This is a genomic window from Chitinimonas sp. JJ19, assembly GCF_036961565.1.
GTDB lineage: Bacteria > Pseudomonadota > Gammaproteobacteria > Burkholderiales > Chitinimonadaceae > Chitinimonas.
Genome location: NZ_JBAMDD010000014.1, coordinates 1 through 13,445, shown reverse-complemented (window position 1 = coordinate 13,445; position 13,445 = coordinate 1). Strand labels below are relative to the sequence as shown.

At 61.1% G+C, this 13,445-nt stretch carries 13 protein-coding genes; 7 read left to right on the top strand and 6 right to left on the bottom strand.

Going from position 1 to position 13,445, the window contains the following annotated elements:
• The first annotated feature begins 181 nt into the window (after positions 1 to 181).
• Entirely contained in the window at positions 182 to 1,846 is a 1,665-nt protein-coding gene (ettA, locus tag V7714_RS15890) for an energy-dependent translational throttle protein EttA (RefSeq protein ID WP_290331223.1), read from the top strand.
• Positions 1,847 to 1,943: 97 nt separating this feature from the next.
• Here the strand turns inward: ettA and V7714_RS15885 are convergent, their stop codons facing one another.
• The gene (locus V7714_RS15885; protein ID WP_335710591.1) at positions 1,944 to 2,498 is read right to left on the bottom strand and encodes a hypothetical protein; all 555 of its coding nucleotides are present in this window, start codon (positions 2,496 to 2,498) and stop codon (positions 1,944 to 1,946) included.
• Positions 2,499 to 2,651: 153 nt separating this feature from the next.
• Positions 2,652 to 3,548, bottom strand: coding sequence for an RluA family pseudouridine synthase (locus V7714_RS15880; protein WP_335710590.1), 897 nt, complete (start codon positions 3,546 to 3,548; stop codon positions 2,652 to 2,654).
• A 132-nt stretch (positions 3,549 to 3,680) separates the two neighbouring features.
• On the opposite strand from V7714_RS15880, the gene V7714_RS15875 reads away from it, so the two are divergent.
• Entirely contained in the window at positions 3,681 to 4,445 is a 765-nt protein-coding gene (locus V7714_RS15875; RefSeq protein ID WP_335710589.1) for a hypothetical protein, read from the top strand.
• Positions 4,442 to 4,675 (top strand): VF530 family protein, encoded by a 234-nt coding sequence (locus V7714_RS15870; protein ID WP_335710588.1) that lies wholly within the window; start codon positions 4,442 to 4,444, stop codon positions 4,673 to 4,675. The genes V7714_RS15875 and V7714_RS15870 overlap by 4 nt, the downstream gene beginning before the upstream one ends.
• 67 nt (positions 4,676 to 4,742) lie before the next feature.
• Here the strand turns inward: V7714_RS15870 and V7714_RS15865 are convergent, their stop codons facing one another.
• Together V7714_RS15865 and V7714_RS15860 are read right to left on the bottom strand one after the other, a co-directional pair.
• Positions 4,743 to 5,597, bottom strand: a complete 855-nt coding sequence (locus V7714_RS15865) for a Tim44 domain-containing protein (protein WP_335710587.1) — start codon at positions 5,595 to 5,597, stop codon at positions 4,743 to 4,745.
• 143 nt (positions 5,598 to 5,740) lie between these two features.
• A complete protein-coding gene (locus V7714_RS15860; RefSeq protein ID WP_335710586.1) occupies positions 5,741 to 6,178 on the bottom strand; it encodes a DOPA 4,5-dioxygenase family protein in 438 nt (145 codons plus the stop codon).
• A 94-nt stretch (positions 6,179 to 6,272) separates the two neighbouring features.
• Between V7714_RS15860 and V7714_RS15855 the strand changes: the two genes are divergently transcribed.
• Complete coding sequence (locus V7714_RS15855; RefSeq protein ID WP_335710585.1) at positions 6,273 to 7,370, top strand: threonine aldolase family protein; 1,098 nt, start codon at positions 6,273 to 6,275, stop codon at positions 7,368 to 7,370.
• A 3-nt stretch (positions 7,371 to 7,373) separates the two neighbouring features.
• Entirely contained in the window at positions 7,374 to 8,021 is a 648-nt protein-coding gene (locus V7714_RS15850; RefSeq protein WP_335710584.1) for an NAD(P)H-binding protein, read from the top strand.
• On the opposite strand, the gene V7714_RS15845 is transcribed toward V7714_RS15850, so the two are convergent.
• Entirely contained in the window at positions 8,018 to 8,593 is a 576-nt protein-coding gene (locus V7714_RS15845) for a Crp/Fnr family transcriptional regulator (RefSeq protein ID WP_335710583.1), read from the bottom strand. The genes V7714_RS15850 and V7714_RS15845 overlap by 4 nt on opposite strands.
• A 195-nt stretch (positions 8,594 to 8,788) precedes the next feature.
• On the opposite strand from V7714_RS15845, the gene V7714_RS15840 reads away from it, so the two are divergent.
• Positions 8,789 to 9,967 carry a PilT/PilU family type 4a pilus ATPase gene (locus V7714_RS15840; protein ID WP_335710582.1) on the top strand — a complete coding sequence of 393 codons (1,179 nt, stop codon included), beginning with the start codon at positions 8,789 to 8,791 and terminating at the stop codon, positions 9,965 to 9,967.
• Positions 9,968 to 10,566: 599 nt separating this feature from the next.
• Complete coding sequence (locus tag V7714_RS15835) at positions 10,567 to 12,117, top strand: thioredoxin family protein (RefSeq protein WP_335710581.1); 1,551 nt, start codon at positions 10,567 to 10,569, stop codon at positions 12,115 to 12,117.
• 64 nt (positions 12,118 to 12,181) lie between these two features.
• Here V7714_RS15835 and V7714_RS15830 read toward each other — a convergent pair whose 3' ends face one another.
• Positions 12,182 to 13,345 (bottom strand): AAA family ATPase, encoded by a 1,164-nt coding sequence (locus V7714_RS15830; RefSeq protein ID WP_335710580.1) that lies wholly within the window; start codon positions 13,343 to 13,345, stop codon positions 12,182 to 12,184.
• Positions 13,346 to 13,445 lie beyond the last annotated feature (100 nt).

Genomic DNA, 13,445 nt, shown 5'->3' with positions numbered 1-13,445 from the left:
GGACAGCGCAGGCGCTGGACATCGGCGTAGCTTGAATCCCTGTGCCATCCCTCACACGCGCCTTGCATGAGCTTCAACTGTTCAACGAATTAAGTTCATGCCAAGTGCTAAGTCAGCGCGGCCTTGCCATGGGTTTGCTAGAATTGCGCCACTTTCCGCATAGCACCCAACTGGATTCCTCATGGCCCAATATGTAATGTCCATGCTCCGCGTGAGCAAGGTCGTACCGCCCAAGCGGCAAATCATCAAGGACATCTCCCTCAGCTTCTTCCCTGGCGCCAAGATAGGCCTGTTGGGCCTGAACGGCTCGGGCAAGTCCACCGTGCTCAAGATCATGGCGGGCGCGGACAAGGAATTCGAGGGCGAAGTACAACACCTGCCCGGTATCAAGATCGGCTACCTAGCCCAGGAGCCGCTGCTGGACGCGACCAAGACCGTGCGCGAAGAAGTGGAATCCGGCATGGGTGAGATCTTCGAGGCCAAGCAAAGGCTGGAAGCTGTCTATGCCGCCTATGCCGAACCGGATGCCGACTTCGACAAGCTGGCCGAAGAGCAGGCCCGTTGCGAGGCCATACTCTCGACCGCCGGCCAGGATCTCGAAACCCAGATGGAGATCGCCGCCGACGCCCTGCGCCTGCCGCCCTGGGATGCCAATATCGACAAGCTGTCCGGCGGTGAGAAGCGTCGCGTCGCGCTGTGCAAGCTGCTGATGTCCAAGCCCGACATGCTGCTGCTGGACGAGCCGACCAACCACCTTGATGCTGAGTCGGTGGATTGGCTGGAGCAGTTCCTGGTGCGCTTCCCCGGTACCGTGGTGGCCGTTACCCATGATCGCTACTTCCTCGACAATGCTGCCGAGTGGATACTGGAGTTGGACCGTGGCCACGGTATTCCTTGGAAAGGCAACTACTCCAGCTGGCTGGAGCAGAAAGAAGCCCGCCTCAAGCAGGAAGAATCGCAGGAATCGGCCCGCCAGAAGGCCCTGAACAAAGAGCTGGAATGGGTACGGCAGAACCCCAAGGCGCGCCAGGCCAAGTCCAAGGCCCGTATCGCCCGCTTTGAAGAGCTGAACTCGCAGGAATACCAGAAGCGCAACGAAACCCAGGAAATCTTCATCCCCATCGCCGAACGCCTGGGCAATGAAGTAATTGAGTTCGAGAACGTCAGCAAGGCCTTCGGTGATCGCCTGCTGATCGATGACCTGAGCTTCAAGGTGCCGCCTGGTGCCATCGTCGGCATCATCGGCCCCAACGGCGCCGGTAAATCCACCCTGTTCCGCATGCTGGCAGGGCAAGAACAGCCCGATAGCGGCAGCGTGAAGATCGGCCCTACCGTGAAGATGGCCTACGTGGATCAGAGCCGTGGCGCCCTGGGCAACGACAAGACCGTATTCGATGAAGTAGCCGAAGGTCGCGACATCCTGCAGGTCGGCAAGTACGAAACCCCCAGCCGCGCCTATCTGGGCCGCTTCAACTTCAAGGGTGGTGATCAGCAAAAGATCGTCGGCAACCTGTCCGGCGGCGAACGTGGCCGCCTGCACCTGGCCAAGACCCTGATCGCTGGCGGCAATGTCCTGCTGCTCGATGAACCGTCCAACGACCTGGACGTGGAAACCCTGCGCGCACTGGAAGACGCCCTGCTGGAATTCGCCGGCTCGGTCATGGTGATCTCGCATGACCGCTGGTTCCTGGATCGTATTGCCACCCATATCCTGGCTTGCGAAGGCGATTCCAAGTGGACCTTCTTCGACGGCAACTATCAGGAATACGAAGCCGACAAGAAACGCCGACTGGGTGAGGAAGGTGCCAAGCCCAAGCGCATACGCTACAAGCCCATCAGCCGCTGATGTCGCCCCCCAGCTTAGCTGGGGGTGTGCATCAGAGCATCAGCTGCGCCACTTGCCCCCCCCGCAACCAGGGGCGCAGCCGAACACGGGCTCTAGGTCACCGCACAGCGCACATATTGCTAAGCTTGCGCTGCTCCATAGGCAAGGTGATAAGGTTATCCTGCAGATTGGCATAATGACGCTGCAGGTACGAGTGTGCAGCCGCCTCGTCAACCGTGATCTCAGTCCATAAGACCGAGCCTGTTTTACTGAATCTCATGCTCCCTGCGTAAACGACTTTTCCAGGTCTGACGAAGAGACTGTAGGCTAGATGTGTTGTACATCCTAAGTAGCTGGCTATTCTCTTGTTCTGTGCATCACGCTCCGAGAACGCATCAATCACGTAGTTGAAACTCGAATTGACCTCGACGATGGCAAAGCCATCCGTAGGAACGGGGGATGAATCCTTGAAGAGAAGTAGCGGCGTGGATTCGAAATGGTCGCCAAACCAGAACCCATCCGAAATACTCGGGCTGAAATGGTCCGGTTCGATACCGATCAGCACATAGGACTTCTCAGGGCTCAGTACCATCCCAGGCCGGATGGGTGTCGCACAGCCGCTGAGGAACAGTAGGCATAAACTGACTACGATCAGATACCTGACAAGACCCATGATACATTCCTTCTCTCATTCGAAAACAAGCGTGTCGCCATCACTCATGTGAGTGTAGAGCAGAAAAATATAACGTTGATTCGCCAGACTGCTGATGCCGAATTGGTAGTACCGCAAGCTCGTAGGAAAGACAATGAAGAGGGGGGACTCTAGCTAGGGAAACGACCCCAAGCTACGGCAGCTACTAAAGCATCTGGCCTCACCGCTGAACGGATCCACAAACCGAATCTCCCGCGCCAGCAGCTTGAGCGGCTGGCTGAAGTCATCGCCCTTGCCCTCGGTCAGCACCGGATACCAAGGATCATGCAGTATTGGTATGCCCAAGGCCGCCATATGTGCCCGCAGCTGGTGCTTCTTGCCGGTATGGGGCTCTAGCCGGTAGTGGCCCAGTTCACCCAGGCGCCCGATCAGGCTGATGCGGGTTTCGCTGTTGGCTTCGCCCTCCACCTCGCGCATGGCAAAGAAGCCCTCGCCCTCCTCCAGCCTGCTGCGATGCACCCTGGGCAGTGGCAGGTCGGGACGGAATGGCGCGATGGCCTCGTAGACCTTCTCCACCTGCCTGGCCTCAAACAACTTCTGATAGGCACCACGGCTGGGGGGATGCAGGCAGAACAGCATCACCCCGGCAGTTTCCCGGTCCAGCCGGTGTACCGGAGTCAGCTCAGGCAGGTCCAGCTTGTCGCGCAATCGGGTCAGCAGGGTTTCGCGCAGATGGCGGCCCGCCGGGATGGCTGACAGAAAATGTGGCTTGTCCACCACCAGCAGGCGCGCGTCGCGATGCAGTATCACCTCCTCGAAGGGGACAGGTGTCTCCGCAGGTACTTCACGGTAATACCAGATACGGCTGCCGGGCCGGTAGGCACTGCTACATGCCAGAGCCCTGCCCGCCTCATCCACCAGCTCACCTCGCTCCAGTCGACCGCGCAACACGGTTTCCGCCACATGCGGAAAACGCTGCACCAGAAAGCTGAGCAAGTCCGGCCAATGCCCGGCAGGCAGCCAGAGATAGCTGGGAGCGACACCATCGCGTAAGGGTAAAGGCGCTTTCAAGTAGTGCTTCCTCGCTGCAGAAGGCGGCAGTCTAACCGGCAAACCCAAATGCGCAAGTAGCCCGCAGCACGGCCAGGGCGGGTAAAATGCCCAGCCAAATCAGATTCATGCATTCCAGCAAGAGGACTTACCATGCCGATACTCGGCCTAGGGCTGCACGTCATCGTCGCCCTGTACTTTGGCATACATGCCATACGCAACCGTCAGAACATGTACTGGCTGATGATACTGTTCATGTTCCCCTTACTGGGCAGCATTGTGTACTTCTTCGCCATCTACCTGCCGGAACTCCGCTACAGCCGTGGTGGCCAGGTTGCCAAAAAAGTCATCAAGCAGCTGGTCGACCCCAACCGCGAGCTGCGAGAGGCCCGCCAGGCATTCGACCTGACACCCACACTGGACAAGCGCCTGCGGCTGGCAGCCGCCCTGATGGAGACGGCTGCCGTAGCCGAGGCATTGCAGCACTATCAGGAGGCCGCGCAAGGCCCCTTCGCCCGTGACCCTGCCGTGCTGGCAGGCCTGGCCCGCGCTCAGTTCGACAATGCACTGTATGCGCCGGCGGCCGCCAGCCTGCAAACCCTGTTCGAGGTTCAGCCCGACAGCCGCCGCCAACCAGCCCCAGCCTTGCTGCATGCGCGTACGCTGGCCGCACTGGGTCAGGAATCAGCACGCGATGCCTTTGAAGCCGCCCTGGTCGTGGCCAGCGACCCGGAACCCAAGTGCCGCTACGCAGATTGGCTGAGCGGCCATGACCATCCCGCCGATCAGGCGCGTGCCAGCCATCTCTATCAGGAAATCGTACTAGACAGCCGGCACTGGCACAGCCATGCCAAGTCGCTGAACAAGCAATGGCTGCAGCAAGCACAGGCCGCACTCAACCAAGGCAAGCGTTCATGACACAAGCCAACAACCTTGGTCACGGTATCACCCTGGAAGCCATGCTGAACGCGCTGGTCGCCCACTATGGCTGGGAGGAGCTGGGGCGCAGGATTGCCATACGCTGCTTTCTGGTCGATCCCAATATCAAGTCCAGCCTGACTTTTCTGCGTAGCACCCCCTGGGCGCGGGAGAAAGTCGAGACCCTGTACGCAAAGTACGCACGCAGCCAACCCAAGCCCACGGCATAGCGTCAGCTAAGCCAATAAAAACGGGGAGCGTTCAGCTCCCCGTTTTTATTGACGTACGAACCGCTGATCAGCTGTTCTGCTGTATACCCGCCACGACCCAGCCCTGACGGCCATCATTGTTGCGGCTGAGGTGCCAGGTTTCGTCGAAGCGCTCGGCAGCGCCGTCCTGGCTCTCACGAATCAGGCCATAAAAGCGCACGCTGGCGATATCGCGGCGACCTTCCTGGGCGTAATCGATCACATCGGCATTCACTTCCACCACGTCGGTGTGGTTGGCCGCACCCTTGCGTTCGCTGATCTGCATCTTGATCTCGGCGAACATCTCTGGCGAGGTGAATTCGCGGATATCGTCCAGATCGGCTGCATCGTAAGCGGCCTGCAGGCGAACGAAGTTCAGCTTGGCCACGCGGACGAAGGCTTCGCGATCAAAGTCGGCCGGCATACTGCTGCTGGGTGTCACGCTGGCGTATTGCTGCTGGCCCTGGAAAGCCAGTGGTGCCGGGATGGGTGCTGCAGCACCCGCTGCGGCAGCACCCGCTGCGCCGGCGAACTGTGCCGGTGCGGCCGTAGTGGGACGCATGCGTTGCATCAGGAAGCGGATGACAAAGAAGGCCACTGCAGCCAGCAACAGGATCATGGCAAAGTTGGCCATGCCTTCACCCATACCCAGGTGGGAGAACAGTGCCGCCAGGCCCAGGCCAGCTGCCAGGCCGGCAATCGGGCCCATCCAGTTGCGCTTGGGGGTGGTCGGCGCAGCTTGCTGTCCCTGGCCTTGGCGCTGGGGCGTTGCGTCCTTCTGTGGCGCCGTATTGCGCTGCATGCCGGACGAACGGCCGCCGCCAAAGCGCTTGGCCTCGGCTTCTGGTACCAGCATGGTAAAGCTCACAAAGAATGCGAACAGGGCTACCAATAGTGACTTCATTTCGCTGCAAACTCCTCGACTAGATTGAGTGGCCACGCCCAGTATGGCGGGAAGGAATGATACCCGTCCTCCTACCAAGATGGTGGCGCAATGCCATTTGGACAAGTCAGACTGGCCCCTGACCCGATAAGTTCAGCCCCGATCTAAATCTCCTGCAACGGTGCCGTGTTGATCACGACCGGCCTTGGTGCCAACTGCCCTTGTGCCTGCAAGGAAACGGCCAGGCTGTCTGTCCGCAGGGCCAGCGGCCCACCCAGCCACAAGGTGTGGTCCACATGGTCAGCCAGTTCTGCATCGGTGTTGGGGTGCACCAGCACCGGCAACCCCAGGCGGTTCAGCATCAACCAGGGCACCAGGCTGCCGAACAAGGCGTGTTCGAAGCCGATTTCATACTGCGCGCAAGGATGCGGCCCCACGGCCTGCTCAAACAAACGCCCCATATCCACCGCGAAACGCTGCGCCACCCGTTCACGCAGCAACAAGGCCTGCTCACGCGTGGCGGCGTCGTAATACACATGGGCGTGGTAGTGGAATATCGTTGTCAGTGCCTGCACAGGTGCGGACTTGAAGGTAGTGGACATGAGCGTATCACGATAACAAGGCTGCCCGATTGTCGCACGACAGCACGAGTCAAAATCAGGCAAACTGCCATCTCCCCACCCTGGCCCGCCCCCCATGCCCTTGACGCCCGACGAACGCAAGCTGCTGCAACAGCAGTGTCGCCACCATATCAACGGATTCCATAGCCCCAGCCCGGCCAAGCAGTTCCGCGCACTGGCAGACTGGTGCGAGGCCAACCAGGTAGAGCACGACAACTACGGCAGTGGCGAGCTGATCGAGCGCTTCGAGCGGAAGATTGCCGGCCTGCTGGGCAAGCCCGCTGCTGTCTTCATGCCCAGTGGCGTGATGGCCCAGTTGATCGCTGCCCAGATATGGGCAGAACAGGCCGGCCTGCCACGCATAGGCCTGCACCCAACCAGCCACCTGGCGCTACACGAGGAACAAGCCCATGCCGCCTTGCTACGGCTGCATGCCGTACCGGTAGGCGACCGCCTGCGCCCCATGACCGCAGCCGACCTGGCCGGCGTAAAGCAAGCACTGGCCTGCCTGCTGGTAGAGCTACCCATACGCGAGGCCGGCGGCCAGCTACCAGAGTGGGACGAATTGATGGCGCTGCAGGCACTCGCCCGGCAGCGGCAGCGGCAACTGCCACTGCATATGGATGGCGCCCGCCTGTGGGAAAGCCGCGCCTACTATGGCAAAAGCTATGCCGATATCGCAGCCGGCTTCGATTCGGTCTATGTCTCCACCTACAAGGGCTTGGGTGGTATAGCCGGCGCCGTACTGGCCGGCGATGAGAGCTTTGTGGCGCAGGCCCGGCTCTGGCAGCGCCGCATGGGTGGCACCCTGGTGCACCAGAGCCCCATGGTAGCCTCGGCCGCCATGCAGCTGGATGCACGGCTGGCCCTGATGGATGCCCTCTACCAACGGACATGCTCGTTGGCACACGGGCTGGCCGGCTTGCCTGGCCTGCGGGTGAACCCTGCCACGCCGCATACCAATATGCTGCATCTGTACTTTGATGCCGAACCCGAAGTCCTGCTGGACAGGCGCGATGCCATCGCCAAGGACAGCGGGATCTGGCTGCTCAACCACATGCGGCCCACCGACGTGCCGGGCTGGAGCTATACCGAGCTGTATGTGGGCGATCGCCTGCTGGATATCGACAATGCGACGCTGATCCCCCTGTTTGCCCAACTCGCACAAGGCTGAACCATGCAGCAAACCGCCCTGATTGCAGGTGCCACCGGCCTGATAGGCCGCCATCTGGCACAGCTGCTGGCACACGACCCGGCCTATGGCCAAGTGCACGCCCTGGTGCGCCGCCCCGCCGGGCTCGCCGAGGGCAAGCTAGCCGAAATACAGGTGGATTATGAACAATTGCATACCATCGCGCTGCCCCATATCGACACCGTGTTCTGCGCCCTGGGCACCACCATCAAGACCGCCGGCACGCAAGCCGCCTTCCGCCGGGTGGACCTGGATTATGTGCTGGCCATAGCCCAGCTGGCGCGCGAGCGGGGCGCCCAGCATTGCCTGGTGGTCAGCTCACTGGGGGCCAATGCCGGCTCACGGGTCTTCTACAACCGGGTGAAAGGGGAGATGGAAGCCGGCTTGCAAGCCTTGGGCTACGCCAGGCTCAGCCTGTTCCGTCCTTCGGTCCTGATAGGCGAGCGACCCGAGTTCCGCCTGGGCGAGCAGATTGCCGCCAGCCTGGGCGGCTTGCTACCTGCCCGCCTCAAGCCCATAGCCGGCGCGGATGTCGCATTGGCCATGCAAGCCTGTGCCAAGCAGCCAGGCACGGGTGTACGCATCATCGAATCAGCCGAGATACGGCAACTGGCACGACAGCAAGCGGGCTAGGCTGCCGCCATTTTCTCGACCAGCTTGGCGCTGGTAAGCCGCAGGCGATGGCTGACCAAGGCCGTCAGGCGCATCAGCAGCAAGGACCCCAGCTTGGGGTGCTCATCCAGCAGTTCCAGCAGGGATCGGCGGCTCAACACCGCAATCAAGGTATTGGTGGCGGCCACACAGCTGGCAAACCGTGGCTCGCCGTCTATCAAGGACATCTCACCTATCAACCGTCCTGGCATCACCATGGCAATCTGATGCTGGCTGCCGTCCTCGTGCGACTTCATCACACTCACGGCCCCGGACAGTATCAGCAGGGCAAAGTCGCTGCGCTCCCCTTCCTTCAGCAATCGCTTGCCGGCCGAGACCCGGTATATCTGCATATAGTCCGCCAGTATTTCGATGGCAGCGACATCAAAAATCTTCAGCAGGGTGGATTGCCCGAACTCATTGCGCAGTTCGGCCAGATACTCGTTGCCGGCCCCCGCCAATTCATAGTCATTGGCCGGGACGGTAGGCGATACGCGGTTCACCATGGCGTTGGTCTCCTTGAGGCAACACAGGCGCTTACAGGCGGTGGCCATGCGGCTTGTAGTCAGGCCGCAGATTCACTATAGCCATTGAAGGCCCCATCACCTCGAATGCCCCCGCCCAGCCCTGCAGCTGTGTTGTGGTGGCAACAACCGATGCGGCCATTCCGGAGTCTTGCACGCACCGCAACAGCGCTGCGCCGAGGTTCCTCACCCGCCCTAACGCTTGTGCCGGCCCGAGGCTATGCCATGACCCCTGAACTCGCCCATAAATACATGCACGACCTGCTGCGGGCCATGCTGACCAAGAACGCCTCCGACCTGTTCATCTCGGACGACTTTCCGCCCGCCATGAAGATCAACGGCAAGATGACCCCAGTCGGTGGCCAGAAGCTTACCGGCGTGCATAGCCGAGCCCTGGCCTACGCCATCATGAATGAGGCGCAGCGCAGCGAATTCGAGCGCGAGCAGGAATGCAACTTTGCCATTGCGCCGCCCGATATCGGCCGCTTCCGGGTCAATGTGTTCGTACAGCAGGAACAGGTGGGTATGGTGCTACGAACCATCACCACCAAGATACCGAACTTCGACGAGATGGGGCTGCCCCCCATACTCAAGGACGTGATGATGTCCAAGCGTGGCCTGATACTGCTGATAGGCGGTACCGGCTCGGGCAAGTCCACCACCCTGGCCGCCATGATCGACTACCGCAATGAGAACAGTTTCGGCCACATCATCACCATCGAGGATCCGGTCGAGTATGTGCACAAGGCCAAGAATTCCCTGATTACCCACCGCGAGGTAGGGCGTGATACCAAGGGCTGGTTCGCGGCGCTCAAGAACACCTTGCGACAAGCGCCTGATGTCATCCTGATCGGTGAGATACGCGACCGCGAAACCATGGAATACGCCATGGCCTTTGCCGAAACCGGCCACCTAGCCATGGGCACGCTGCATGCCAACTCGTCCAATCAGGCCATAGAGCGCATCATCAACTTCTTCCCGGAAGAAAGGCACCCGCAGCTTTACATGGATTTATCGCTGAACATGAAGGGCTTTGTGTCGCAGCGGCTGATTCCCACCCGCGATGGCAAGGGGCGGGTGGCGGCCATCGAGATCATGCTCAACACCCCCCTGGTGGCCGACCTGATCTTCAAGGGCGACGTAGGCGGCATCAAGGCCGTCATGGCCAAGTCCAAGGAGTTGGGCATGCAGACCTTCGACCAGGCCCTCTTCGATCTGTATGAGCATGGCAAGATCACCATGGAAGAAGCGCTGCGCAATGCCGACTCCGTCAACGAGCTACGGCTCAAGATCAAGCTGGAGAGCAAGGCCAACGACGGCGGCAAGGTCACCGATGGGCTGGACCACCTGAGCCTTGTGGCGGAGCAGGTGCCAGAGGATGACGATGGCCTGGCCGTCGTTTGAGTGCCTTGTTGGGCTTGCAGGCGGTACAGGATCGATACCCTGGCGTGCAGGCCCCCGGGAAACCCGGGGGCTAACCATATGGGCGATCTCAAGCAGCGGCACTCCCTTGATTGAGCCCCACCCCTACCCCCGCCCGCCGGCGGGGAACCTCGCTACGCTCGAGGGCGCCCGCGATGAACTCACCTGCGGTACAGGATCGATACCCTTGGCGCAGGCCCCCAGGAAACCCGGGGGCTACCCATACGGGCGATCTCAAGCAGCGGCACTCCCTTGATTGAGCCCCACCCCTACCCCCGCCCGCCGGCGGGGAACCTCGCTACGCTCGAGGGCGCCTGCGATGAACGCACCAGTGGTACAGGATCGATACCCTGGGGTGCAGGCCCCCGGGAACCCCGGGGGCTGACCGTGTATAGCTTGCTCAAGCAGCAGCACTCTCTTGATTGAGCCTCACCTATCCCCATTAGTACCCGTCTGTTAAGCCCGTTACAGCCCCAAGGTGTGACTGGCAACCCACGATTCAGCTGCAGGCACGGCATAGCGTTTATTCCTGGCGGAAACATAGGTAGGATTGCAGCACACCATTCCGCATAAGGACGCCCATGAAGCGCCGCCTCACCCTGATCGCTGCCCTGTTGATCGCTGGCAGCAGTGCCTACGCCGCCACACCGCCCGCCAACGCCGATCACAAGCTGCCACCCGGCATCGCCTGGCAACAGGGTGATGTCAGCGCCGCCTTTGCCCAGGCACGGGCTACCGGCAAGCCGCTGTTCCTGTACTGGGGTGCGGTATGGTGTCCGCCCTGCAATCAGGTCAAGGCCACCATCTTCAACCAGCAGGCCTTTATCGATCGCACCCGCCAGTTCATCCCGGTCTACCTTGATGGCGACCAGCCCGGCGCGCAAAAGCTGGGTGCGCAGTACAAGGTGCGCGGCTACCCCACCATGATACTGTTCAAGCCCGACGGCACCGAGATCACCCGCCTGCCAGGCGAGGTGGACTTCGAACGCTATCTGAATACCCTGGAAATGGCCCTGGGCAATGCACGGCCGGTCAAGCAGACACTGGCTGCCGCACTCAAGGGTAGCAAGCTGGGCAGTGATGACTGGAAGCTGCTGGCCGATTACTCCTGGGATACCGACCAGGCGCAACTGATCGCAGAAGACAAATTGCCCGCCACCTTGCTCAAGCTGGCGCAATCCGTCCCTGCCAGTGAAGGCCCCACTGCCGCCCGCCTGCAGCTCAAAGCCCTGGCAGCAGCCGCCAACGCCGACAAGGCCCCGCCTATCGACAAGGCTGCCGCGCTGCTGGCGCTGAACAAGGTATTGGCCGACCCCAAGCAGTCGCGCGCCAACTTTGATGTGCTGGTGAACTACGCAGGCGAGATCATTGAGCTGCTCACGGCAACCGGCACACCCGAGCAAGCCGCACTCCTGGCCAGTTGGAACAAATCGCTGCAAAGCCTGGCCGGCGATACCAGCCTGTCGGCCAATGACAAGCTAGGCGCCGTGACGGCCCAGGTTGCGTTGGCACGCCTGCTCAGCCCCAAGGGCAACCTGCCCGAGCCACTGCTGAGCGAGGTGAAGAAGCGCGTAGCCCAGGCCGATGCCAGCACCACCAATGGCTATGAGCGCCAGGCGGTCATCAACACGGCGGCCTATACCCTGAGCAGCGCCGGCCTGCTGGACGACTCGGACAAGCTGCTGAACGCCGAACTCAAACGTTCGCACTCACCCTATTACTTCATGCTCAGCCTGGCCAGCAATGCCAAGAAGCGTGGAGACAAGGCCACAGCGGTGGATTGGTATGAAAAGGCCTACAACGCCTCCGAAGGCCCCGCTACCCGTCTGCAATGGGGTGTCAGCTACGTCAGCGGCCTGGTTGAACTGGCCCCTCAGGACGAAGTGCGGATAGAAAAAGCCGCCACCAGTATTCTGGCTGAGGTAGCCGGCACCAAGAACGCATTCTATGAGCGCAACCGTCGCTCGCTGGAGAAACTGGTCGGTAAGATCCATGCCTGGAACAAGGATCAAGCCCACCAGGCCAGTGCCAAACGGGTATTGGCACAGCTGGAAGGGGTGTGCGGCAAACTGCCGGGCAAGGACCCGCAAAAAGCGGTCTGCCAGGGTCTGCTCAAACCTGCCAAGGCTTGATAGGCTACCCGGTTTGCCGGCTGCGCGGACAGCAGGCAAACCGGCCGTACCCCAAGAGCAACCCCTACTTGGCCGCCCATTGCCAGGGCGGCCTTTCCAGTTCATGCAGGCCACACACCTGGGTTTCGCCCAATGACTTCTCCAGGGCGATGGACTGACAGCCGGCCTGCCGCTCCAAGGTGGCGATCAGGCGACTGGCATGGGTGACCACAATGATCTGCGAATGCTTGGCCGCCTTGGCGATCAGACGTCCCAGCGCGGGCAGCAGGTCAGGATGCAGGCTGGATTCAGGCTCGTTGAGCACCAGCAGCTCCGGCGGTCTGGGTGTCAGCAGCGCCGCTACCCATAGCAGATAACGCAAGGTGCCATCCGATAGCTCAGCCATGCGCAAGGGCCGCAGCAGGCCATGCTGCTGCATGTTCAGCTCGAATCGGCTGTCGTGATTACCCACCGTGATGGTCGCGCCAGGAAAAGCATCCTCCACCGCTTGCGCCAGCCCTTCGGCATCGCCTATCTCCAATATGGTCTGCATGGCCGCAGCCAGATCACGACCGTCATCGCTCAGTACCGGGGTATGCGTCCCTATCTGCGGAATCCGCGCCGATGCCTCCGCATCGGTACGGAAATGGTCATAGAAGCGCCAGCCCCGCACCTGCTCCCGCAACTGCAGCATCTCCGGCGCATGGCGTGGATCAGCCAGTTGCATCAGCATGCTATCGAAGCTGGAGAGTTGGGTACTGATGACCTGCCAGTTGCCGGACTCGTCCTTGGACCTGACCAAGGCCCCCTGCCTGTCTACCCACTGCGACGCCCGCCGCAGAAACGGCCCGGTCCAGATCTGCTCGCTCTTGATTTCAGGGTCCAGCCTGAAGGCGGTCTCGCGCGGTATGGGCAGGCCCAGCTCTATCAGATAGCCCAGGCTCTCTCCGGCAAAGCCCAACCGCAGCCGGACAGGATCCTTGCGCGCCGTCCCCTCTATGGCCTGATCCCCCTGCCGCATGGCACGGGTAATGGTCTCTGGCCCAGCCCACAAGGTCGATTGCAATCCACCTTCCCGCGCCAGTGCCGGTATCACACGCCCCTGTGCCGTTTCGGCTAGCAAACGCAGGGCACGATAGATGCTGGATTTACCGCTGCCATTGGCGCCGGTAATCACATTCAACGGCCCCAGCGGCAACACTAGGTTGCGCAGGGAGCGATAGTTGGAGATAGCTAGGGTAGTCAGCATGCAATGCGATAGGCAGAAATTGAAGGGGATGGTAGTGGATCGCGGCAATCATCGCCTAGTTCCATAGCACAGCAGCAATGCTCAACGCCGCATGCCTACC